The sequence below is a fragment of the Kineococcus lubricus genome (assembly GCF_050871965.1).
Taxonomy (GTDB): Bacteria; Actinomycetota; Actinomycetes; order Actinomycetales; family Kineococcaceae; genus Kineococcus.
On record NZ_JBJLSK010000004.1, the window covers coordinates 91,577 to 113,821 of the forward strand.

Here is a 22,245-nt window from a genome sequence, read left to right on the forward strand (position 1 = left end):
GAACGGTGAGACGCCGTCCCGGGTGGTGTAACGGCAGCACGGCGGGTTTTGGTCCCGTCCAGTAGGGGTTCGAATCCTCTCCCGGGAGCACGCGGCCGCGGCCGTCCCCCGATCGCGTGGCCGGTGGTCCGGCGCGCGGCGCGCGGCGGATATCCTCGCCCCTGTCCGTCGACGCCACCGGCCGCTCGACCCCCCGGGCCCACCAGGGCCCGGGCGAGCCGGCCGGACGAGCCGCGAGGAGCGCGCCCCGCGTGACCACCGCCCAGCCAGCCACCCCCTCACCCACCCCCGTCCCCGCCGCCGTCGTCGTGCTCGCCGCGGGGGAGGGGACGCGGATGCGGTCCTCCACGCCCAAGGTGCTGCACCCGCTCGGGGGGCGCCCCCTCGTCGGCCACGCGCTGCGCGCGGCCCGCGAGGTCGGTCCCGAGCACCTCGTCGTGGTCCTGCGGCACCAGGCCGAGCGGGTCGCCGCGGCCGTCAGCGCCCAGGACGACGCCGTGCTCGTCGCCCTGCAGGACGAGGTCCCCGGCACCGGACGGGCGGTGCAGTGCGGCCTGGAGGCCCTGCCCGCCGACCTCACCGGCACCGTTCTGGTCACCTACGGCGACGTGCCGCTGCTGTCCGGTGCGACGCTGCGCGACCTGACCGCTGCCCACGTCGCGGGCGGCAACGCCATGACGGTCCTGACCGCCGAGCTCGACGACCCCACCGGCTACGGCCGCGTGCTGCGCGACGAGGCCGGTGTCAGCGCCATCGTGGAGCAGAAGGACGCCACGCAGGCCCAGCGCGCGGTGCGCGAGGTGAACTCCGGCATCTACGCCTTCGACGTCGCGGCGCTGCGCACCGCCCTGGGGCGGGTCGGCCGCGACAACGCCGCCGGCGAGGTGTACCTGACCGACGTCCTGGCCCTCCTGCGCGCCGGGGGCGGCCGCGTCGAGGCGCTCGCGCTGAGCGACGAGTGGGAGATCCGCGGCGTCAACGACCGCGCCCAGCTCGCCGACCTGGCCGCGGAGGCGAACCGGCGGACGCTGCGGCGCTGGATGCTGGCCGGTGTGAGCGTCCTGGACCCGGCCACGACGTGGGTCGACGCGGACGTCGAGCTGGAGCAGGACGTCACCCTGCGCCCCGGCGTCCAGCTGCACGGCACCACGCGCGTCGCCGCCGGCGCCGTCGTCGGCCCGGACTGCACGCTGACCGACGTCGAGGTCGGCGCCGGGGCCCTGGTCGAGCGGACCCACGGGTCCGGCGCCGTCGTGGGCGCCGGGGCGCAGGTGGGGCCGTTCGCGTTCCTGCGCCCGGGCACCCACCTCGGCCCCGACGGCAAGATCGGCACCTTCGTCGAGACGAAGAACGCCCGCATCGGCCGCGGGTCGAAGGTGCCGCACCTGTCGTACGTCGGGGACGCCACCATCGGCGAGCACTCCAACATCGGGGCCGCCTCGGTGTTCGTGAACTACGACGGCGTGAGCAAGGCGCACACGACCGTCGGCAGCCACGTCAGGATGGGCTCGGACAACATGTACGTCGCCCCCGTGACGGTCGGCGACGGTGCCTACTCCGGGGCCGGCACGGTGATCCGCAAGGACGTCCCCCCGGGCGCCCTGGCGATCAACGTGGCACCCCAGCGCAACCTCGAGGGCTGGACCGTCGAGAAGCGCCCAGGAACTCCCGCGGCCCAGGCGGCCCAGCGGGCTCAGGACGACCACGGCGTCGAGAAGCAGGAGACCGACTCATGACCGGCATCACCACCACGGGCGAGAAGCGCATGGTCCTCATCTCGGGCCGCGCGCACCCGGCGCTCGCCGAGGAGGTCTCGGCGGCCCTGGGCGCGGAACTGGTGCCCACGAGCGCCTACGACTTCGCGAACTCGGAGATCTACGTCCGGTTCGAGGAGAGCGTCCGCGGCTCCGACGCCTTCGTGATCCAGAGCCACACGGCGAACGTCAACCAGTGGATCATGGAGCACCTGATCATGGTGGACGCGCTCAAGCGCGCGTCGGCCAAGCGGATCACGGTCGTCGCGCCGTTCTACGGCTACGCCCGGCAGGACAAGAAGGGCCGCGGCCGTGAGCCGATCTCGGCCCGGCTCATCGCGGACATGTTCAAGACCGCCGGGGCCGACCGGCTCATGTCGGTGGACCTGCACACCGCCCAGATCCAGGGGTTCTTCGACGGACCGGTCGACCACCTGTGGGCGCTGCCGATCCTCGCCGACCACGTCGGCAAGCGCGTCGACCGCTCGAACATCACCATCGTGTCCCCCGACGCCGGCCGGGTGCGGGTGGCGGACCTGTGGTCGGACCGGCTCGGGGCGCCGCTGGCGATCATCCACAAGCGCCGGGACCCGAACGTGCCGAACCAGGTCAAGGTGCACGAGGTCGTCGGTGACGTCGAGGGCCGCACCTGCGTCCTGGTCGACGACCTCATCGACACCGCGGGCACGATCGTCCAGGCCGCCGAGGCGCTGAAGGCCAACGGCGCCGCCGACGTCATCGCGACCGCCACGCACGCGGTGCTGTCCGGCCCGGCCGTGGACCGGCTGAAGAACTCGCCGATCACCGAGCTCATCGTGACCGACACCCTGCCGATCGCGGAGTCCCAGCAGTTCCCGCAGCTGACCGTGCTGCCGATCGCGCCGCTGCTGGCGCGCGCGATCCGCGAGGTGTTCGACGACGGGTCGGTCACCTCGCTGTTCGACGGCCACAGCTGATCCGGTCGCTCCTCCGGCCCGTCCGGGCGGGCCGGGGGAGCGGGTAGCATTGAGCCCGGTTGCCTCGGCGAGGGTGGCGCGTGAGCGGCACCGTGATCGACGCGGTGGATGAGTGTGCAGTTCTCTCCCGGGGCCTCGTCACGCCGCCAGACCCCGAGATCGAGGAGACCCACCATGTCCGAGACCCAGCTCGCCGGCGAGAAGCGCACCAGCTTCGGCAAGGGCGCTGCGCGCTCCATCCGCCGCGCCAACAAGATCCCCGCCGTCGTCTACGGCCACGGCGAGGCCCCGCTGCACATCACGCTGCCCGGTCACGAGACGCTGCTCGCGCTGCGCAACTCCAACGTCCTGCTGAACGTCACCGTGGACGGCGAGTCGCACCTCACCCTGCCCAAGGACGTCCAGCGCGACGCCCTCAAGGGCTTCATCGAGCACGTCGACCTGCTCGTCGTCCGCCGCGGCGAGAAGGTCACCGTCGACGTCCCCCTGCACCTGGAGGGCGAGGCCGGTCCGGAGACCGTCGTCCAGCAGGAGCTCACCACCCTGTCCGTCGAGGCCGAGGCCACCCACATCCCGACCGCCGTGACGGTGTCGGTCGAGGGCCTGACCGCCGGCACGCACGTCGCCGCCTCGCAGGTCACCCTGCCCGAGGGCACGACCCTCGCCGGTGACCCCGAGCAGCTGGTGGTCGTGGTGACCGCCGCGGCGACCGCCGCCCAGGCCGAGGCCGAGCTGGAGGCCGCCGAGGCCGAGGCCGGCATCGTCAAGGAGGAGCACACCGAGGTCGCGGGCGAGAACGCCTGAGACCGCTGACGGAGGACTGACCGCGTGAGCGACGCCTGGCTGGTCGTGGGCCTGGGGAACCCCGGGCCCGAGTACGAGCGCACCCGGCACAACGTCGGCCAGATGGTGCTGGACGAGCTGGCGTCGCGCACGCGGGGTTCCTTCAAGAGGCACCGTTCCGGGGCCAGGGTCGCCGAGGTACGCCTCGGCGTCCTGCCCGGAGGTGTCCCCGGGCCGCGGGTCGTCCTCGCGGCCCCCACGTCGTACATGAACGTCTCGGGCGGTCCGGTGGCCGGGCTGGCGAAGTACTTCGACGTCCCGGTGGACCGGCTCGTCGTCCTGCACGACGAGCTCGACATCCCCTTCGGTGCCGTCCGGCTCAAGCGCGGCGGCGGCGAAGGCGGTCACAACGGCCTGCGCTCGATCTCGAAGTCGTTGGGGGACAAGGACTACGCCCGCGTCCGGGTGGGTGTGGGCCGGCCCCCGGGCCGTCAGGACCCGGCCGACTTCGTGCTCAAGGAGTTCTCCGGCACGGAGAAGAAGGACCTGCCCTTCCTGCTGATGGACGCCGCCGACGCGGTGGAGAAGCTCGTCGCCGAGGGCCTCGAGGCCGCGCAGCAGAAGTTCCACGCCCCGGCTAGCTGAGCGCGGCGGCGGTGCGCCGCAGCATCGCCTCCACCACCGGTCCGTGGGCCAGGGCCACCGGCGCGAAGTACACCCGCCCGCGCCGGTTCTTCAAGCGCACCGCCGTGGTGCAGCGCACCAGTTCCCGCTCGCGGTCGACGCCGACGGCGCAGCGGAAGTCCAGGTGGGTGTCGTCGACCGCGATGAGCGCCTCCTCGCCCACGACCCGGCTGACCGTGAACGCCGCGTGCGGTGCGCGCTCGATCCCCAGCAGCGGGACCAGGGCCTGCCGCGCCCGCAGCGCCGCCGCCACCCAGCGCGGCGCCCCGTCCGGGGAGAACATCGTCCGGGCCCACAGCGCCGGGTCCGGGTCGGCCCCCGCGGGCAGCGGGACGGCGTGCAGGTCGCAGTAGTCCGGCCGGGGGAGGTCGTCGAACACGCAGGACGTGAAGGTCATCTCGGGCCCTCCGCGGGGCGTGCGCCGGGGACGGGAACGACGCAGGGCCGCCGGGTGCCCGGCGGCCCTGCGTCGTACCAGGTGTGCGGTGTCGCGTCAGTGCGTGCGGCGCGCGGTGCGGCGGCCGGCGACGACCATCGCGGCGCCACCGAGGACGAGCACGGTGCCGGCCGCGGCCCAGGGCAGGACCTCGGCGCCGGTGTAGGCCAGCTCGTCGCTGGAGCCACCCACGGCGGCCGGGGTGGTCGAGCGGGTCGACGACGGGGTCGAGCCCCCGGTCGTCGGGCTCGCCGACGGGGTGACGACGTCGGACACCGACGGGGTCGGGGTCGACGGGGCGTAGCTGGTGCCGGCGAAGGCCGCCCCGGAGGTGACGCCGAGAGCGGCGACGGTCAGAGCCCCGGCAGCAGCCAGGCGGGCGGTGGTCTTGCGCACGGTGGTTCCCCCCACTTCGAGTGCCCCGGCGAACCCTGTGATCGCGAGGCGGCCCCCAGGATGACGGAACGTCACCCCGGAGTCCAGTTGATGTGGGCGATTCGTGGGACGAGGTGCGACCAGAGTGACGAGAACCGCACGTTCGGCCGAACACTCACGGAGTACAGCTGCCGGTCGTCACCGTGGGCGCGGTCGCGGTCGTCGGGCCGACGACGGTGCGGGGGAGGGCGCCGGCCGCGCCGGTGAACTCCCACCGCACCACCACCGACGTGCCCGGGGGGACCTGCACGCTCACCCGCACCAGCCGCCAGCCGCGCTCGCCGTCGACGGCGGCGCCCACGGGTGTCCCGTCGACCGTCACCCGGTCCAGCCCCACCCACGGCGCCACCCACAGCGAGACGACCTGCGCCGCGGTGCGCCGGTCCGCCGCCCGCGGCGCCGCCGCGTTCGACACGTACGCCGGGACGGAGGTGGGCACCGAGTTCGCCAGCGTCAGCGTCAGCGCCCCCTGCGTCGTCCCCGTCCCCGAGCACGGCGCGGACACCTCGAAGGACGGGCGCACCCAGTAGTCCAGCTTGGAGGGGACCGTGCTCGTCAGCCCCACCCGGGCCACCGCGTCCTGCGGCTCGCCCAGGGTCCCGGACACCCCGGCGGCGACCAGCGCCGCCTGCTCCTGCGGGCGGCTGGACCACACCGCGAGGTGACCGGACGCGACGGCCTCCCGCGCCCCGTCGAGGGCCGCGGTCGACAGGCCGTCGGACAGCACCGCCTCGAACGCGGCCGCCGAGGTCGCGGCCAGGAACGCCTTCCGGGCGTCCTGGTCCTCGCCGTAGGTCACGTACGCGTCGTACATGAGGACGTGCGCCAGGTCCGGGGTCGCGACGGCGCCGAACGGGCCGAGGTCCAGCGGGGGGTGCTCCTCGCCCAGCAGCTGCCCCAGGCCCACCGGGTCGACGAAGACGACGGCGTCCGGCGTCGGCAGCCCCGCCGCGCTCACCAGGGAGGAGGTCAGGACACCCGCCTCGTCGGCGCTGCCGCCCATCGTGACGTTCTGCACCTTCGCCGCGTCCTGGCCGTAGAGGGCCGCGAACTCCTCCCCGACGGCGGAGACGTCGGCGCGGGCGGCGTACAGGTCGTTGTCGGTCCCGGTCGCCGTCAGCGAGATCCGGCCGCCGTCGACGCTCAGGTAGGCGTAGGCGCCCACGATGCCCTGCACGGGCCGCACCTCGGCCGGGTTGGTGAAGGCGACCAGGTAGGTGCGGGCGCCGTCGGCGGCCCCCAGCAGCGACGGCACCTGCGGCAGCACCTGCGCCGCGGTGTCCAGCGGCCCGGAGACGGCGTCGAGCTGGGCCGTCACCGGGTCCAGCCGGTCGCGCAGGACGGCCAGCACCGCCGGGGTCTCCGCCGCGTGCAGCGCCGAGCGGGCCTGCTCGATGCGCGCCTGGTAGTCGGTGACGATCGGCGTCAGCCGCCGCACGCCGTCGACGTTGACGGTGCGGTCCGCCGAGACCAGCCCCTCGCCCAGCACGTCGTCGACGACCCCCAGGGCCTGCGGCAGCGGGTCCGTCAGCAGCGCCGCCGCGCGGGAGCCGCCGGCCGCGGCCCCCAGCTGGTCGCCGACCCACGGGACGGCGGTGGCCAGCCGGTACGGCAGCGCCGACGTGGCCCGGTCCGCGGTGCGCGCGTCCTCGGCGATCCCCGTCGCGGTCGAGCGGGCCCCGGCCCAGTCCTCGGCGCGGACCCGGGCCTCCAGCTCGGGCACCTCCGCAGCCACCCGCTGCAGCGCCCGCCCCGCCAGCACCCCGGACACGGCGACGGCCACCGCCCACGCCAGCAGCAGCAGGCCCAGCAGCGCCAGCGCCAGCCGCAGCGGGCGGCGGGCCCGGTGCGGTGAGCGGGGGACGGGGTGCGCGTCGGGGGACTGTTCGGGGAAGCCGGGCACGGCCGCGACAGTAGTGGGAACGGGCCGGTCCACCGGACGGGATCGGGCGCCACCGGCGGTGGCGGGGCCCGTGTCGCAGGCCGGTCGTAGGCTGGTCGCGACCCCCCACCGCCACCTCACGGTCCCCGTGGACCCGTGGACCCCTCGTCACCGGAGTGTTCGTGAGCCTCACCGGCCTGCTCGACGTCCTGCGCACCGAACCCGCCGTCCGCGCGGCCGTCCAGACCGCTCAGGAGGGGGGCAGCAGCGCCCTGGACGTCGTCGCCCCGCTGGGGGTGCGGCCCGCCCTGGTCGCGGCGTTCGCCGAGGCGCGCCCGCTGCTGGTCGTCACCGCCACCGGCCGCGAGTGCGAGGACACCGCCACCTGGCTGCGCTGCTACCTGCCGCACGACGCCGTCGCGGAGTTCCCCGCCTGGGAGACGCTGCCGCACGAGCGCCTGTCGCCGCGCAGCGACACCGTCGCCCAGCGCCTGGCCGTCCTGCGCCGCCTCGCCCACCCCTCCGCGGACGACCCGACCACCGGGCCGGTGCGCGTCGTCGTCGCCCCGGTCCGGGCGGTGCTGCAACCGCTGGTCAAGGGGCTGGCCGACCTCGAGCCCGTGCGCCTGCGCGCCGGTGACGACGTCGGCCTCGACGCGACCGTCGAGGCGCTCGCGGCCGCCGCCTACACGCGGGTGGACATGGTGGAGCGCCGCGGCGAGTTCGCCGTCCGCGGCGGCATCCTCGACGTCTTCCCCCCGACCCGCCCGCACCCGCTGCGCGTGGAGTTCTTCGGCGACGAGGTCGAGGAGGTCCGCTCCTTCTCGGTGGCCGACCAGCGCACCCTGGAGGTCGAGCCGGACGGGGTCTGGGCCCCGCCGTGCCGGGAGCTGCTGCTCACCGACACCGTCCGCGAGCGCGCCCGCGCGCTGCAGGAGAGCCTGCCCGGCGCCGCCGACGTGCTCGCCAAGCTGGCCGAGGGGATCGCGGTGGAGGGCATGGAGTCCCTGGCCCCCGCCCTGGTCGACGGGATGGAACCGCTGCTGGACGTCCTGCCGGCCGGCACGCACGTCGTGCTGGCCGACCCCGAGAAGGTGCGCGCCCGCGCCCACGACCTCGTCGCCACCGGCGCGGAGTTCCTCGACGCGGCCTGGATGAACGCCGCCGCCGGCGGGCAGACGCCCGTCGACCTGGGGGCGTCCTCGTTCGCCACGCTGGCCGAGGTCCGGGCCCACGCCGAGGCCACCGGCCGCCCCTGGTGGTCGATCACCTCCCTGGTCGAGGACGAGGAGCTGCGCGACCTGGAGGACGTGCGGATCCTGCGCGTGGGCGCCCGCGACGTCGCCGGGTACCGCGGGGAGACCGAGAAGGCGCTGCGCGAGCTGCGCGACCTCGCCTCGGCCGGGTGGCGGATCGTCGTGACGACCGAGGGGCACGGCCCGGCCAAGCGGCTGGTCGAGATGCTCTCGGGCGAGGACGTCCCGGCGCGGCTCGTCGACGACCTCGTGGAGGAACCCGCCCCGTCGGTGGTGACCGTGACGACCGCGAGCGTGGAGCACGGGTTCGTCGCCGAGGCGCTGCGGACCGCCCTGGTCACCGAGTCCGACATCACCGGCGTCGGGGGCCAGTCCACGAAGGACATGCGGCGCATGGCGCCGCGCCGGCGGCGCAACGCCGTCGACCCGCTGTCCCTGCGCCCCGGGGACTTCGTCGTCCACGAGCAGCACGGCATCGGCCGGTTCGTCGAGATGGTGCAGCGCACGATCCAGGGCGCGACCCGCGAGTACCTCGTCCTGGAGTACGCCCCCAGCAAGCGCGGTCAGCCGGGCGACCGGTTGTTCGTGCCCTCCGACACCCTCGACCAGGTCACCCGCTACACCGGCGGCGAGGCCCCGACGCTGTCCAAGATGGGCGGCTCGGACTGGACCAACACCAAGAACAAGGCCCGCCGGGCCGTCAAGGAGATCGCCGGCGACCTCATCCGGCTGTACTCGGCGCGGATGGCGACCAAGGGGCACCAGTTCGGCCCCGACACCCCGTGGCAGCGCGAGCTCGAGGACGCGTTCGCCTACGTCGAGACGCCCGACCAGCTCGTCAGCATCGACGAGGTGAAGGCCGACATGATGAAACCGGTCCCGATGGACCGGCTCATCTGCGGCGACGTCGGGTACGGCAAGACGGAGATCGCGCTGCGGGCGGCGTTCAAGGCCGTCCAGGACGGCAAGCAGGTCGCCGTGCTGGTGCCGACGACGCTGCTGGTCCAGCAGCACTTCAAGACGTTCGCCGAGCGCTACGCGCAGTTCCCGGTCTCGGTGAAGCCGCTGTCCCGCTTCACGCCCGGCAAGGAGGCCAAGGAGACGATCGCGGGGCTGGCCGACGGGTCCGTCGACGTCGTCATCGGCACCCACCGGCTCATCAGCGGCGAGGTGAAGTTCAAGGACCTCGGCCTGGTCATCGTCGACGAGGAGCAGCGCTTCGGCGTCGAGCACAAGGAGGCGCTGAAGACGTTGCGCACCAACGTCGACGTGCTCGCGATGAGCGCCACCCCGATCCCGCGCACCCTGGAGATGGCCGTCACCGGCATCCGGGAGATGTCGACGCTGGCGACCCCGCCGGAGGAGCGCCACCCCGTCCTGACCTACGTCGGCGGGTACGAGGAGAAGCAGATCACCGCGGCGATCCGCCGCGAGCTCCTGCGCGAGGGGCAGGTCTTCTACGTCCACAACCGGGTGTCGTCCATCGAGCGGACGGCGGCGCGGCTGAAGGAACTCGTCCCCGAGGCGCGCATCGCGACCGCGCACGGGCAGATGGGTGAGCACCGCCTGGAGCAGGTCGTCGTCGACTTCTGGGAGAAGCGGTTCGACGTCCTGGTCTGCACGACGATCGTCGAGACCGGCCTGGACATCTCCAACGCCAACACCCTCATCGTCGAGCGCGCCGACAGCATGGGCCTGTCGCAACTGCACCAGCTGCGCGGGCGCGTGGGCCGCGGCCGCGAACGGGCGTACGCCTACTTCCTGTTCCCGCCGGAGAAACCCCTCACCGAGACCGCCCACGACCGCCTCGCCACCATCGCCCAGCACACCGACCTCGGCTCGGGCATGGCGGTGGCGATGAAGGACCTGGAGATCCGCGGCGCCGGGAACATGCTCGGCGGGGAGCAGTCCGGGCACATCGCCGGGGTGGGTTTCGACCTGTACATGCGGATGGTCGCCGACGCCGTCGCCGACGTCCGCAACAAGGTGCCGGGCGCGGCGAACGAGGACGCCGAACCCGAACCCACCGAGGTGAAGATCGAGCTGCCGGTCGACGCGCACCTGCCGCACGACTACGTCCCCTCCGAGCGGCTGCGCCTGGAGGCCTACCGGCGGCTGGCCGCGGCCGACTCCGCCGACGACCTCGTCGAGCTGCACGCCGAGCTCGTCGACCGCTACGGCACCCCGCCCCAGCCGGTGCTGAACCTGCTGGAGGTCGCGAAGTTCCGCATCGCCGCCCGCCAGGGCGGGCTGCGCGAGGTCGCCCTGATGGGCAAGCAGGTCCGGTTCGCGCCGATCAGCCTGCCGGAGTCCAAGGAGCTGCGGCTCAAGCGGCTCTACCCCGGGACGATCCTCAAACCCGCCCTCGACGTCGCCCTCGTGCCGGCGCCCATGACCGCGCGCATCGGCGGCAAGCCGCTGCGCGACGCCGAGGTGCTGGCCTGGGCGACGGAGTTCGTCAACGCCGTCCTGCTGGACCAGCCCGCGGCGGTCGCGGCGGGCGGCGCCCGGTAGGGCTCAGGGCAGCAGGCGGCCGAGGTCGACGCTGAGGCTCGCCGGACCGACGTCGAGCGGGACGGCGGGCTCGCCGTCCCGCAGGACGCGGTCGTCCAGGACGTGGACCGACGGCGTGCGCTCGCGGGGGGCACCTCCTGCAGCCGTGCCACCAGCGCCACGGGGATTCCCGGCTCGTCCCGGAACGCGGGCTCCCCCGGGGAGCGGTGGTCACCGACACCGCGCGCCTCCTGCGGGGCGGCCCCTCGCAGTCCACGGTCGTCGCACCGACCGGGGTGGGTAGCGTGCGACCTGTGAGCGACCCCCGCCCCGGCAGCAAGCTCCTCGACCTCGTCGCCGTCATGGACCGCCTCCGCTCACCCGGCGGCTGCCCCTGGGACGCCCAGCAGACCCACACCTCGCTGCTGCGCTACCTCGTGGAGGAGACCTACGAGGTCGTCGACGCCGTCGAGAACGGCACCCGCGCCGACCTGCGCGAGGAGCTCGGGGACCTCCTGCTCCAGGTCGTCTTCCACGCCCGCGTCGCGCAGGAGGACCCCGCCGAGCCGTTCGACGTGGACGACGTGGCGGCGACGATCGTCGCCAAGCTGGAGCGGCGGCACCCGCACGTGTTCGCCGGTGAGGCCGTGGCCGAGGACCTGCAGGCCGGGTGGGACGCGGTCAAGGCGACGGAGAAGCCGCGCGAGAGCGTGCTCGACGGCATCCCGCCGGGGTTGCCGGCCCTGGCGCGCGCGGACAAGGTGCTGGGGCGGCTGCAGCGCAACGGTCTCGACGAGCCGGTGAGCGCGCAGGCCACGGAGCGGCAGATCGGCGACGAGCTCCTGGCGGTCGTGCGGCGCGCCCACGCGGCGGGCGTCGACCCCGAGGCGGCGCTGCGCACGGCGACCCGCGACCTGGAGACCGCGGCCCGGGCCCGCGAGCGGGCGGCTGGGTAGGGTCCGGCTCGTGACCCACGTGCTGGCCATCGACATCGGTGGCACCAAGATCGCCGCGGGGCTCGTCGCCGACGACGGGGCCGTGAGCCACGACCGCGAGGTGCCCACCGACGCCCACGACGCCGCCGCGGTCGCCGCGGCGCTCGCGGGGCTGGTCGGCGACGTCGTCGGGGACGGGCTGGCCGCGGGCCTGCCGGTCGCCGACGTCGTCGGCATCGGGTCCGCCGGGCCGGTCGACACGGTCACCGGGACGGTGCACCCGGTGAACATCGCGTCGCTGCGCGGGTTCCCGCTCGTCGAGCACGTCGCGGCGCACGCGTCGGCGGCGCTGGGGCAGCCTGCGCGGGCGCGGCTGGCGCAGGACGGCCAGTGCTTCGCCGCGGCCGAGCAGTGGGTCGGCGCGGCCCAGGGGTCGCCGTCGATGATGGGGGTCGTCGTCTCCACCGGCATCGGCGGCGGCATCGTCCTGGACGGGCGCATCCTGTCGGGCAAGTCCGGCAACGCGGGGTTCATCAGCCACGTCGGGGTGGTCCTGGACGGGGAGCTGCTGCCGGGGTCGGGGGCGTCGGGGGTCGTGGAGGCGTACGCCAGCGGCCCGGCGATGGTGCGGGCCGCGCTCGCGCAGGGCTGGCGGCCGGGGGAGCGGGTCGACGCGAAGGTGCTGACGGCCGACGCCCGCGCCGGGGATCCGCTCGCCACGGCCGTCATCGCCGCCGGGACCCGGGCCCTGGCCTCGGCGTTCGCCTCGGCGGCGGCGCTGTTCGACCTGACCGACATCGTCGTGGGCGGGGGAGTGGCCTCCGCCGGGGACGTGCTGATGGACCCGCTGCGCCGGGCGTTCGCGGAGTTCGCGGTCTACCCGCACCTGGCCGAGGTGCGCCTCACCCCGGCCGCCCTGCCCCGCGGGTCGGGCCTGGTGGGGGCGGGGCGGCTGGGCTGGACGGCGCTGGCGGGCTGATCAGCGCCGCAGCGGCTCCACGTGCGCCCCGTCGAGGCGCAGCGAGGAGCGGGTCGCGAAGCCGCCGTAGGCCAGGTCCACCTCGACGACGGCCTCGTGCGCGCCGATCGGGAAGCGGAACTCCTTGTCGGAGAACCAGATCCGGTCCTCCTCCAGGACCTTCCCGTCCAGCCGGACGACGATCTTCCCGCTCATCGACGCGACGTCGACGTCGACCTCGTGCTGCCGGCCGTCCACCTCGAACCGCCAGGCGTTGTCACCCTCGCTCATCGTCGTGCCCCCTCCTCGGTGTCGTCCCTCGTCCTGCACGACGTCGGGCGTCGGGGGGTGGTTCCCGATCCGGCGGGGGCGACTAGGCTCGGGTCGACAGACGACATCGAGAAGCACGAGGAGTGCGCGTGGCCACCATCGAGGCCGTCGGAGCTCGCGAGATCCTTGACTCGCGCGGCAACCCCACCGTCGAGGTCGAGATCCTGCTCGACGACGGGACCTTCAGCCGGGCGGCCGTGCCGTCCGGCGCGTCCACCGGCGCCTACGAGGCCAACGAGCGCCGCGACGGCGACAAGGGCCGCTACCTGGGCAAGGGCGTCGAGCAGGCCGTCGAGGCCGTCATCGAGGAGGTCGGCCCCGCGCTGGTCGGCCACGAGGCCCACGAGCAGCGGATCATCGACCAGGTCATGCTCGACCTGGACGGCACCCCGAACAAGAACCGCCTGGGCGCCAACGCCATCCTCGGGGTGTCGCTGGCCGTCGCCAAGGCCGCGGCGTCCTCGGTGGACCTGCCGCTGTTCCGCTACCTCGGTGGCCCGAACGCGCACGTCCTGCCCGTGCCGATGATGAACATCGTCAACGGTGGCGCGCACGCCGACACCGGTGTCGCGATCCAGGAGTTCATGATCGCCCCCGTCGGCGCGGCCTCCTTCCGCGAGGCGCTGCGCTGGGGCGCGGAGACGTACCACGCGCTGAAGTCGGTGCTGAAGTCGCGCGGGCTGTCCACCGGCCTGGGCGACGAGGGTGGTTTCGCCCCCGACCTGCCCAGCAACAAGGACGCCCTGGACCTCATCCTCGAGGCCGTCGGCAAGGCCGGGTTCGCCCCGGGCAAGGACATCGCCCTGGCGCTCGACGTGGCCGCGACGGAGTTCTTCGGCGAGGGCGGCTACGACTTCGAGGGCTCGAAGCGCTCGGCGGAGTGGATGACCGGCTACTACGAGGGCCTGGTCTCGGAGTACCCGCTGGTCTCCATCGAGGACCCGCTGTCCGAGGACGACTGGGACGGCTGGGTGCACATCACCAACGCCCTGGGCGGCAAGCTCCAGCTCGTCGGCGACGACCTGTTCGTCACCAACCCCGAGCGGCTGGCCAAGGGCATCGACCTCGGTGCGGGCAACTCGATGCTGGTGAAGGTCAACCAGATCGGTTCGCTGACCGAGACCCTCGACGCCGTGGACCTGGCGCACCGCAGCGGTTTCACCACGATGATGAGCCACCGCTCGGGCGAGACCGAGGACACCACCATCGCCGACCTCGCGGTCGCGGTGGGCTCGGGTCAGATCAAGACCGGCGCCCCGGCCCGCTCCGAGCGCGTCGCGAAGTACAACCAGCTCCTGCGCATCGAGGAGGAGCTGGACGACGCGGCCCGCTACGCCGGCGCCAAGGCGTTCCCGCGCTCGGCCGGTTTCACCGGGCGCGCCTGACCCGGTGACGGCCGCGTCCGGGAGAAGCTAGAGCCCATGGCGACGCGACGTCCGACTGCGCCCCGCAGCCCCTCCCGCCAGGCGGGGGCCGCGGGGCGCAGTGCTGCACCCCGCCAGCCGTCGCGCGCCGGGCGCGGGCCGGGCACCACCGGCCGCAGCGCGAAGGCGAACTCCCGCCCGGCGCCGGCGGCCCGGGGCCGCAGCGCCGCGACGATGAGCCCGGCCGACCGGCGCCGCACCCGCGGCCCGCGCGTCCTGGTGCTGTCCGCGGTGGTCCTGCTGCTGGCGATCTTCCTGGTGCCGAGCCTGCAGAAGTGGCTGGAGCAGCGGTCCGAGATCGGGCGGCTGACCCACCGGATCGCCCAGCAGCAGGAGGACCTCGCCGCGGCGCAGGCCCAGGCCGACCGCTGGGACGACGACGCCTACGTCATGACGCAGGCGCGGGAACGGCTGCGGTACGTCCTGCCCGGGGAGGTCCCGTACGTCGTCGACGGTGCCAGCAGCGCCGACGAGGTCTCCCCGCAGGAGGCCGCGACGACCGTGCCGAGGCCGGCGGCGGCCTGGTACGAGAACATCTGGGAGTCCCTGCGGATCGCCGGCAACCCCGCCGACGTCCCCCCGCCGACCACCCCCGGGCTGGGAACGCCCAGCTCGACGAAGTAGGAAGCAGACCGTGAGCAGCCCCGCCACCCCCGTCGCCCAGGCCGACCTCGACAGCATCGCCGGCCGGCTCGGCCGGGTCCCGCGGGGAGTGGTGGCCGTGGCCCACCGCTGCTCCTGCGGTCGCCCCGACGTCGTCGAGACCGCGCCGCGGCTGCCCGACGGCACCCCGTTCCCCACCACGTACTACCTCGTCGACCCCGTCGCGGCCGGTGCCATCAGCACCCTGGAGGCCTCGGGCCTCATGCGGGAGATGACCGAGCGCCTCGCGCAGGACGCCGAGCTCGCCGCGGCGTACCAGCGCGCGCACGAGGACCTGCTGCGCCGCCGGGCCGCGCTCGGGGACGCCGACGTCCCGGAGATCGCCGGGATCTCCTGCGGCGGGATGCCGACGCGGGTCAAGTGCCTGCACGCCCTCGTCGGGCACGCGCTCGCGGCGGGCCCGGGGGTCAACCCCATCGGGGACGAGACGCTGGAGCGGCTGGCCGCCGACGGCGGCTGGCCGGCCACCTGCCCGCACACCGGGGCCGACGCGTGAGGCGCGTCGCCGCGCTCGACTGCGGCACGAACTCGTTGCGCCTGCTCGTCGCCGACGTCGACCCCGTGACGGGCCGCGCGCACGAGCTCGAACGCACGATGGAGGTCGTCCGCCTCGGGCAGGGCGTCGACCGGACCGGCGCGTTCGCCCCGGAAGCGTTGCAGCGCACCTTCTCCGCCGTCGACCGCGCCGCCGAGCTCATCGCCCGGCACGCACCGGCGGCCGTGCGGTTCGTCGCGACCTCCGCCTCGCGGGACGTGTCCAACCGGGAGGAGTTCCGCGCCGGGGTCCACGCCCGCCTCGGGGTCGACCCCGACGTCGTCAGCGGCGACGAGGAGGCCGCGCTGAGCTTCGCCGGGGCCACCGCCGAGCTCGACGTCCAGCGCGCGCCGTTCCTCGTGGTCGACCTCGGGGGCGGCTCCACCGAACTGGTCCTGGGCGGCCGGCAGGTCGAGGCCGCCTGCTCGCTGGACGTGGGGTCGGTGCGGATGACCGAACGGCACCTGCACGACGACCCGCCCACGCCGCAGCAGGTCGCGGCGGCCCGCGCCGACGTCGAGGCCGCGCTCGCGACCAGCCCCGTCCCGCTGGAGCGGACCCGCACGCTCGTCGGGGTCGCCGGGTCGATCACGACGATCACGGCCGCCGCCATCGAGCTCGCGGAGTACACCCCCGGCTGCCTGCACGGGGTGCGGCTGCCGGTGCAGCAGGTCCTGGCCGCGTGCGAGCGGCTGCTGCGCGCGACGCGGGCGCAGAGGTCGGCGATGCCGTTCGTGCACCCCGGCCGGGTCGACGTCATCGGCGCCGGTGCGCTGGTGTGGGCGACGGTGCTGGAGCGGGTCGCGGCGCGGGCGGGGATCGAGGAGGTGCTCACCAGCGAGCACGACATCCTCGACGGGATCGCCGTCGCGCTGGCCCGCAGCCTCTGATCAGCCCCCGGTCAGCGTCGGGGCAGCAGGGCCCGCAGTTCGTCGGGCAGCGCGAGCTGCAGCCGCTTCGGCGCGGTCCGCCGCCACGCCTCCAGCACCACCGAGCGCAGTTCGGTGGGGTCGGCGCTGTCCAGCTGCACCGCGACCCAGCCGAAGCGCCCGGTGTGCGAGGCGATCCGGTACGTCTCGGGGTCGCCGGCGATCAGCTCGGCCTGGTCGGCCTTCGACGCCTTGACCGAGGCGACCCGGTCCTCGTCGTGCAGGATGACGAAGATCTTCGCCCCGACGCGGAACGTCGCCGCGCCCCACGTCTCCTCCTCGTGCGCCCCGGGGAGTCCCAGGGCCCAGGCCCGCAGCGCGCCGCTCGTCACCACGCGCCCACCCAACCGCACATCTGGCAGGGTGGGAAGCATGAGCACCGTGACCGCCACGACCACTCGACGCATCGACGCGCCCGCCGAGCGCGTCCTCGCCGCACTGGCCGACTACAGCGGCACGCGCCCGCGCCTGCTCCCGGAGCAGTTCACCGACTACGAGGTGCTGGAGGGCGGTCAGGGACCGGGCACGCAGGTGCGCTGGAAGCTGCACGCCACCAAGAAGCGGGTCCGCGACGTGCGCGCCGTCGTGACCGCCACCGACCGCCACGCCCTCGTGGAGAGCGACGCGAACTCCACCCTGGTCACGACGTGGCGCGTGGAGGACGACGGCCCGGACGCCTCCGAGGTCGTCGTCACCAGCGAGTGGAACGGCGCCGGCGGCATCGGCGGTTTCTTCGAGCGCACCTTCGCCCCCCGCGGTCTGGACCGCATCTACGGTGAACTCCTCGACAACCTCGCCGACACCGTCGCCCGCTGAGCACCCCGGGACGGGGCGGTGCTTCGACTCGCCCGTCCCGCCGGGCACGGGCTGGCCGGGTGACCCGTCCGCCCCGGGCACCCCGGTCGCCCGCACCCCCGACGACGTCCGCCGGCTCGCGACGACGGACCTGCTGGCCCGCAGCTGCGTGTGCCGCGCGTGCCCGCGCCTGGTCGCCTGGCGCGAGGACGTCGCCCGCCTCAAGCGCCGCGCGTTCCGCACCGAGCCCTACTGGGGCCGGCCCGTGCCGAGCCTGGGCGTCGACGACCCGCGGGTGCTGGTGATCGGGCTGGCCCCGGCCGCGCACGGCGGGAACCGCACCGGGCGCATGTTCACCGGCGACTCCTCCGGGGACTGGATCATCCGGGCGCTGTTCCGCGCGGGCCTGGCGAACCAGCCCACGTCGGTGCACGCCGCCGACGGGCTGGCGTTGCGGCGCACCAGGATCGTCGCGCCCGTGCGGTGCGCGCCGCCGGACAACAGACCCACCCCGGACGAGCGCGCCACCTGCGCGCAGTGGCTGGACGCCGAGCTGCGCGAGGTGGGCGCCGACGTCCGGGTCGTCCTGGCGCTGGGCGCCATCGCGTGGGCATCGACGCTGACGGCGGCCCGGCGGGCGGGGTGGACGGTGCCGCGCCCGCAGCCGAGGTTCGGCCACGGCGCCGAGGCCGACCTGACCGGTCCGCACGGGACGGTCCGGCTGCTCGGCAGCTACCACGTCAGCCGGCAGAACACCGCGACCGGCCGGCTGACCGAGGCGATGCTCGACGAGGTGGTGGCCCGCGCCGCGCGACTGGGAGGTCAGGGGTGACCTCCGTGCCCGGCGCCCCCACGGAGGTCCTCGTGATCGGCGGCGGCTTCGTCGGGCTGAACGCGACCCGGCGGCTGCTGCGCCGGTCCCGGCCCGGCGAGCTGCACCTCACCGTGGTCGACCCCCGCGGGTACATGACCTACCACCCGTTCCTGCCCGAGGCCGCCGCCGGTTCCATCGAACCCCGCAACGTGGTGGTCTCGTTGCGCCGCACCCTGTCCGGCGCCGACGTCCTCACCGGGGACGTCGTCGCCCTCGACCATGCCGGCCGGCGCGCGCGGGTCCGGACCGCCGACGGGGCCGAGCGCGACCTCACGTACGACGTGGTCGTCGTGGCCCCCGGGTCGGTGGCCCGGACGCTGCCGGTGCCGGGCCTGGCCGAGCACGCCACCGGGTTCAAGACGGTCGAGGAGGCCGTGCACCTGCGCGGGCACGTCCTGGCCCAGCTCGACCGGGCCGAGGTCTCGACCGACCCCGCCCGGCGGGCCCGGGCCCTGACGTTCGTGTTCGTCGGCGGCGGGTACGCCGGGATCGAGGCCATCGGCGAGATCGAGGACATGGCCCGCTACGCGGTGCGGCTGCACCCCGGGCTGCGGGCCGCGGACCTGCGGTTCGTCCTGGTGGAGGCCACCGGCCGCCTCCTGCCCGAGGTCGGCGAGCCGCTCAGCCGGTACGCCGCGCAGGTCCTGCGCGCGCGGGGCGTCGACGTCGCGCTCGGCACCACCGTGACGTCCTGCGCCGGCGGCCGGGTCGTGCTCTCCGACGGCCGCGCGTTCGAGGCGGGCACGATCGTGTGGACCGCCGGGGTCCAGGCGCACCCGGTCCTGGAGGCCACGGACCTGCCGCTGGACGACCGCCGTCGCCTGCGGGTGGGCACCGACCTGCGGGTGGTGGGCGTCGAGGACGCCTGGGGGGCGGGGGACTGCTGCGCCGTCCCCGACGTGACGGCGCCCGGGGCGTTCTGCGCCCCCAACGCCCAGCACGCCGTGCGGCAGGCCCGGCGGCTGGCCGACAACCTCCTGGCCGGGCTGCGCGGGCGCCCCACGCAGGAGTACCGGCACGCGCACGTGGGGTCGGTCGCCTCGCTGGGGCTGCACCAGGGGGTGGCGCAGGTCCGCGGCCTGCGGCTGCGCGGCTACCCGGCCTGGCTCCTGCACCGGCTGCACCACCTGTCCACGGTCCCCACCGGCAGCCGCAAGGCGGGGGTGCTGCTGGGGTGGGTCCAGGCGGCGCTGTTCCACCGCGAGGCCGTCTCGCCGGGTGCCTCGTCGCACCCGTTCACCGAGTTCGAGCGCGTCGCGCGCTCCTGACAAGATGGGCCCGCGCAGGCCCGGGTGGCGTAACTGGTAGGCGCACGGGGCTTAAACCCCCGGGCCGTTCGCGGCGTGCGGGTTCGATCCCCGTCCCGGGTACTCATCGTGATGACTCCGTGATCGGTGCGGGGAACGGTGCTCCCTCCCCGGTCGTTGCAACCGACAAGGATCATCAGCTCCGGAGGGGAGCCATGGAGAGCAAGAACCCGGTCTTCGCGCGCAGCAACGAGTGGAAGCGGAACGGTTACGCGACGTTCGACGCGCCCAGCTCGGCCCAGCGCCGGCCCGCGGACGCCTCGGCCCGCACGCTCGAGGACTGGTACCAGAAGCCGTCCGCCACCTCGGCGCAGTCGCGCCGGATGACCCTCGACGACGTCGTCCTGCGGACGGCGTCGCTGTTCGCCGTCCTGCTCGTCGGTGCGGCCGCCGGGTACTTCGGTGTCCGCGGCGGGACGCTGTCCTTCCTGCCGATCATCGGCGCGGCCCTGGTCGCGATGGTCCTCGGCATCTGGGCGCAGGTGTCCCGGAAGGTCCGCCCGGGCGTCATGTTCGCCTACGCGGCCCTGGAGGGCCTGTTCGTCGGCGGCATCTCGGCGGTCTACGCCTCGCTGTACGACGGCATCATCGGCCAGGCCGTCCTCGGCACGCTCGCCGCGTTCGCCGGGATGCTCGTCGCCTACAAGACGGGCATCGTCCGCAACAGCCCGCGCTTCACGAAGATCCTGCTCATCGCGGGTGTCGGGTACCTGGTCTTCGGCCTGGTCAACCTGGGCCTGTGGGCCGTCACGGGCGCCAGCGCCTACTCCGGCGGCGGGCCGCTGGCCATCCTGGTCAGCGCTTTCGGCGTCGTCCTGGCCTCGCTGTTCCTCGTCCTCGACTTCGACTACGTCGAGCAGGGCATCCGCAACGGCCTGCCCGTCAAGGAGTCCTGGCGCGCCGGCTTCGGCCTGATGGTGACGCTGGTGTGGCTGTACCTGGAGATCCTGCGGCTCATCGCCATCCTGCGCGGCAGCAGCGACTGACGCGTGTGATCGACTGTCGGGCGTGAACGACCCGACGCCGCACGAGACCGACCCCGAGCTCGGCGCGCTGGAACCTCAGCGCGCCGAGCTCCGTCGTTCCCTGGGCCTGCAGGCCGACCGGGTCCGCGGGCTGCCGCTGTCCCGCCTGGAGCGGGCCGTCGAGGGGGCCGGGAGCCCGGCCGACGCCGTGCGCGCCGCGGCGCAGGCGCTGGCCGACCTGGCCGCCGACGCCGAGGGCGAACCCCGGCGGGAGCTGCCGCGCGTGGGCACCCACGGCCTGGGGGACCAGCTCGCGGTCGTCGGCGCCGACGTCGTGCGCTTCGGCGACGCGGCGGCGCTGGCCGCCGCGCAGGAGGTGGTGGCGGCGGTGCGCCGGGCCCTGTGACGGCGCGCGGCCCGTGCGGGCCCCCTCGTCCGGTGGGCGATGATGGGCCCATGCGCTACGCCGAGACCGTCGTCGACCTCGTGGGTGGGACCCCGCTGGTCAAGCTCAACCGCGTGACCGAGGGCCTGGCCTGCACGGTGCTCGCGAAGGTCGAGTACCTCAACCCGGGCGGCTCCGTGAAGGACCGCATCGCCACCCGCATGATCGAGGCCGCCGAGGCCGAGGGTGCCCTGAAGCCGGGCGGGACGATCGTCGAGCCCACCAGCGGCAACACCGGCGTCGGCCTGGCGCTGGTCGCCCAGCAGCGCGGCTACCGCTGCGTGTTCGTGTGCCCCGACAAGGTCGGGGTGGACAAGCGCAACGTCCTGAAGGCCTACGGCGCGGAGGTCGTGGTGTGCCCGACGGCGGTGCCGCCGGAGGACCCGCAGTCGTACTACTCCGTCTCCGACCGCCTGGTCCGCGAGATCGAGGGCGCGTGGAAGCCGAACCAGTACGCCAACGTCCACGGCCCGCGCAGCCACTACGAGACGACCGGCCCGGAGATCTGGGCCGACACCGAGGGGAAGGTCACCCACTTCGTCACGGGCGTCGGCACCGGCGGGACCATCACCGGCACGGGCCGCTACCTCAAGGAGCAGGGCCCGGTCCGCGTCATCGGCGCCGACCCCGAGGGGTCGGTGTACTCCGGCGGCACCGGCCGCCCGTACCTCGTCGAGGGCGTGGGCGAGGACTTCTGGCCGAGCGCGTACGACCCGTCGGTCCCGGACGAGATCATCGCCGTCTCCGACGCCGACTCCTTCCTCATGACGCGGCGCCTGGCCCGCGAGGAGGGCCTGCTCGTCGGGGGGTCGTGCGGGATGGCGGTGGTCGCGGCGCTGCGCGCGGCGAAGGACCTCGGCCCCGACGACGTCGTCGTGGTGCTGCTGCCCGACGGGGGCCGCGGGTACCTCGGCAAGATCTTCAACGACGACTGGATGGCCTCCTACGGGTTCCTGGACTCCGAGGAGGGCGGGACCGTCGGGGACGTCCTGCGGCACAAGAGCGCCGGGCTGCCGGCGCTGGTGCACACGCACCCGACGGAGACCGTGCACGACGTCATCGAGATCATGCGGGAGTACGGCGTCTCCCAGCTGCCCGTCGTGGGGGCCGAGCCGCCGGTCATGGCCGGTGAGATCGCCGGGTCCGTCAACGAGCGCGAGGTCCTCGACGCGCTGTTCACCGGCCGGGCGAAGATGTCGGACGCCGTGAGCGCGCACATGGGCGCGCCGTTGCCGCTGGTCGGGTCGGGGCAGTCCGTCGCCGACGCCCGGGAGGTGTTCACCGGCGCCGACGCGGCCGTGGTCGTCGAGGACGGCAAGCCCGTCGGCGTCATCACCCGCCACGACCTGCTGGCCTACTTGGCCCTGTCCCACTGAGGTCGCCCTGAGGTCCGTCCCGGGGCCGGG

General features: G+C 74.6%; 22 protein-coding genes and 2 tRNA genes. 19 read left to right on the forward strand and 5 right to left on the reverse strand.

Annotation, left to right across the window (positions count from 1 at the left end; genetic code table 11):
• Nucleotides 1–16 precede the first annotated feature (16 nt).
• The 5 genes from ACRYRX_RS04180 (at nucleotide 17) to pth (ending at nucleotide 4,138) form a co-directional block, all read left to right on the forward strand.
• A tRNA-Gln gene (locus ACRYRX_RS04180) sits at nucleotides 17–88 on the forward strand.
• 163 nt (nucleotides 89–251) lie between these two features.
• Nucleotides 252–1,736: a bifunctional UDP-N-acetylglucosamine diphosphorylase/glucosamine-1-phosphate N-acetyltransferase GlmU gene (gene glmU / locus ACRYRX_RS04185; protein WP_432510552.1), complete on the forward strand. Its 1,485-nt coding sequence runs from the start codon at nucleotides 252–254 to the stop codon at nucleotides 1,734–1,736.
• A complete protein-coding gene (locus ACRYRX_RS04190) occupies nucleotides 1,733–2,710 on the forward strand; it encodes a ribose-phosphate diphosphokinase (RefSeq protein WP_432510553.1) in 978 nt (325 codons plus the stop codon). Before glmU ends, ACRYRX_RS04190 begins: the two co-directional genes overlap by 4 nt.
• 174 nt (nucleotides 2,711–2,884) lie before the next feature.
• A complete protein-coding gene (locus tag ACRYRX_RS04195) occupies nucleotides 2,885–3,514 on the forward strand; it encodes a 50S ribosomal protein L25/general stress protein Ctc (RefSeq protein ID WP_432510554.1) in 630 nt (209 codons plus the stop codon).
• Nucleotides 3,515–3,538: 24 nt separating this feature from the next.
• Complete coding sequence (gene pth / locus ACRYRX_RS04200; protein WP_432510555.1) at nucleotides 3,539–4,138, forward strand: aminoacyl-tRNA hydrolase; 600 nt, start codon at nucleotides 3,539–3,541, stop codon at nucleotides 4,136–4,138.
• Here the strand turns inward: pth and ACRYRX_RS04205 are convergent.
• From ACRYRX_RS04205 to ACRYRX_RS04215, 3 genes are all read right to left on the reverse strand, one after another.
• Nucleotides 4,131–4,574 (reverse strand): DUF2867 domain-containing protein, encoded by a 444-nt coding sequence (locus ACRYRX_RS04205; protein WP_432510556.1) that lies wholly within the window; start codon nucleotides 4,572–4,574, stop codon nucleotides 4,131–4,133. The two genes, pth and ACRYRX_RS04205, sit on opposite strands and share 8 nt — an antisense overlap.
• 96 nt (nucleotides 4,575–4,670) lie before the next feature.
• Nucleotides 4,671–5,009: a hypothetical protein gene (locus ACRYRX_RS04210; RefSeq protein ID WP_432510557.1), complete on the reverse strand. Its 339-nt coding sequence runs from the start codon at nucleotides 5,007–5,009 to the stop codon at nucleotides 4,671–4,673.
• A gap of 154 nt (nucleotides 5,010–5,163) precedes the next feature.
• A complete protein-coding gene (locus ACRYRX_RS04215; RefSeq protein ID WP_432510558.1) occupies nucleotides 5,164–6,951 on the reverse strand; it encodes a DUF4012 domain-containing protein in 1,788 nt (595 codons plus the stop codon).
• Between the two features lie 161 nt (nucleotides 6,952–7,112).
• On the opposite strand from ACRYRX_RS04215, the gene mfd reads away from it, so the two are divergent.
• The 3 genes from mfd (at nucleotide 7,113) to ACRYRX_RS04230 (ending at nucleotide 12,593) form a co-directional block, all read left to right on the forward strand.
• Nucleotides 7,113–10,700, forward strand: coding sequence for a transcription-repair coupling factor (gene mfd / locus ACRYRX_RS04220; RefSeq protein ID WP_432510559.1), 3,588 nt, complete (start codon nucleotides 7,113–7,115; stop codon nucleotides 10,698–10,700).
• 293 nt (nucleotides 10,701–10,993) lie between these two features.
• Complete coding sequence (locus tag ACRYRX_RS04225; RefSeq protein ID WP_432510560.1) at nucleotides 10,994–11,635, forward strand: nucleoside triphosphate pyrophosphohydrolase; 642 nt, start codon at nucleotides 10,994–10,996, stop codon at nucleotides 11,633–11,635.
• A 10-nt stretch (nucleotides 11,636–11,645) separates the two neighbouring features.
• Nucleotides 11,646–12,593 (forward strand): ROK family protein, encoded by a 948-nt coding sequence (locus tag ACRYRX_RS04230; RefSeq protein WP_432510561.1) that lies wholly within the window; start codon nucleotides 11,646–11,648, stop codon nucleotides 12,591–12,593.
• On the opposite strand, the gene ACRYRX_RS04235 is transcribed toward ACRYRX_RS04230, so the two are convergent.
• Nucleotides 12,594–12,863 (reverse strand): hypothetical protein, encoded by a 270-nt coding sequence (locus ACRYRX_RS04235; RefSeq protein ID WP_432510562.1) that lies wholly within the window; start codon nucleotides 12,861–12,863, stop codon nucleotides 12,594–12,596.
• 128 nt (nucleotides 12,864–12,991) lie between these two features.
• Here ACRYRX_RS04235 and eno point away from each other — a divergent pair, with 128 nt between their 5' ends.
• The 4 genes from eno to ACRYRX_RS04255 are packed head-to-tail and all read left to right on the forward strand — an operon-like array spanning nucleotide 12,992 to nucleotide 16,414.
• Nucleotides 12,992–14,287 carry a phosphopyruvate hydratase gene (gene eno, locus ACRYRX_RS04240; protein ID WP_432510563.1) on the forward strand — a complete coding sequence of 432 codons (1,296 nt, stop codon included), beginning with the start codon at nucleotides 12,992–12,994 and terminating at the stop codon, nucleotides 14,285–14,287.
• A gap of 36 nt (nucleotides 14,288–14,323) precedes the next feature.
• A complete protein-coding gene (locus ACRYRX_RS04245; RefSeq protein WP_432510564.1) occupies nucleotides 14,324–14,950 on the forward strand; it encodes an FtsB family cell division protein in 627 nt (208 codons plus the stop codon).
• Between the two features lie 10 nt (nucleotides 14,951–14,960).
• A complete protein-coding gene (locus ACRYRX_RS04250; protein WP_432510565.1) occupies nucleotides 14,961–15,485 on the forward strand; it encodes a DUF501 domain-containing protein in 525 nt (174 codons plus the stop codon).
• On the forward strand, nucleotides 15,482–16,414 hold the full coding sequence (locus ACRYRX_RS04255; protein WP_432510566.1) for a Ppx/GppA phosphatase family protein: 933 nt from the start codon (nucleotides 15,482–15,484) through the stop codon (nucleotides 16,412–16,414). Before ACRYRX_RS04250 ends, ACRYRX_RS04255 begins: the two co-directional genes overlap by 4 nt.
• Before the next feature lie 11 nt (nucleotides 16,415–16,425).
• Here ACRYRX_RS04255 and ACRYRX_RS04260 read toward each other — a convergent pair whose 3' ends face one another.
• Nucleotides 16,426–16,788, reverse strand: a complete 363-nt coding sequence (locus ACRYRX_RS04260; protein ID WP_432510567.1) for an MmcQ/YjbR family DNA-binding protein — start codon at nucleotides 16,786–16,788, stop codon at nucleotides 16,426–16,428.
• A 37-nt stretch (nucleotides 16,789–16,825) separates the two neighbouring features.
• Here ACRYRX_RS04260 and ACRYRX_RS04265 point away from each other — a divergent pair, with 37 nt between their 5' ends.
• The 7 genes from ACRYRX_RS04265 (at nucleotide 16,826) to ACRYRX_RS04295 (ending at nucleotide 22,215) form a co-directional block, all read left to right on the forward strand.
• Entirely contained in the window at nucleotides 16,826–17,269 is a 444-nt protein-coding gene (locus ACRYRX_RS04265; RefSeq protein ID WP_432510568.1) for an SRPBCC family protein, read from the forward strand.
• Complete coding sequence (locus ACRYRX_RS04270; protein ID WP_432510569.1) at nucleotides 17,229–18,080, forward strand: uracil-DNA glycosylase; 852 nt, start codon at nucleotides 17,229–17,231, stop codon at nucleotides 18,078–18,080. The genes ACRYRX_RS04265 and ACRYRX_RS04270 overlap by 41 nt, the downstream gene beginning before the upstream one ends.
• Nucleotides 18,077–19,390 (forward strand): NAD(P)/FAD-dependent oxidoreductase, encoded by a 1,314-nt coding sequence (locus tag ACRYRX_RS04275; protein WP_432510570.1) that lies wholly within the window; start codon nucleotides 18,077–18,079, stop codon nucleotides 19,388–19,390. Before ACRYRX_RS04270 ends, ACRYRX_RS04275 begins: the two co-directional genes overlap by 4 nt.
• Nucleotides 19,391–19,408: 18 nt before the next feature.
• A tRNA-Leu gene (locus tag ACRYRX_RS04280) sits at nucleotides 19,409–19,492 on the forward strand.
• A gap of 92 nt (nucleotides 19,493–19,584) precedes the next feature.
• Nucleotides 19,585–20,415 (forward strand): Bax inhibitor-1/YccA family protein, encoded by an 831-nt coding sequence (locus tag ACRYRX_RS04285; RefSeq protein WP_432510571.1) that lies wholly within the window; start codon nucleotides 19,585–19,587, stop codon nucleotides 20,413–20,415.
• Between the two features lie 22 nt (nucleotides 20,416–20,437).
• Nucleotides 20,438–20,800 carry a hypothetical protein gene (locus ACRYRX_RS04290; RefSeq protein WP_432510572.1) on the forward strand — a complete coding sequence of 121 codons (363 nt, stop codon included), beginning with the start codon at nucleotides 20,438–20,440 and terminating at the stop codon, nucleotides 20,798–20,800.
• A 50-nt stretch (nucleotides 20,801–20,850) separates the two neighbouring features.
• Nucleotides 20,851–22,215 carry a cystathionine beta-synthase gene (locus ACRYRX_RS04295; protein ID WP_432510573.1) on the forward strand — a complete coding sequence of 455 codons (1,365 nt, stop codon included), beginning with the start codon at nucleotides 20,851–20,853 and terminating at the stop codon, nucleotides 22,213–22,215.
• Nucleotides 22,216–22,245: the final 30 nt, after the last annotated feature.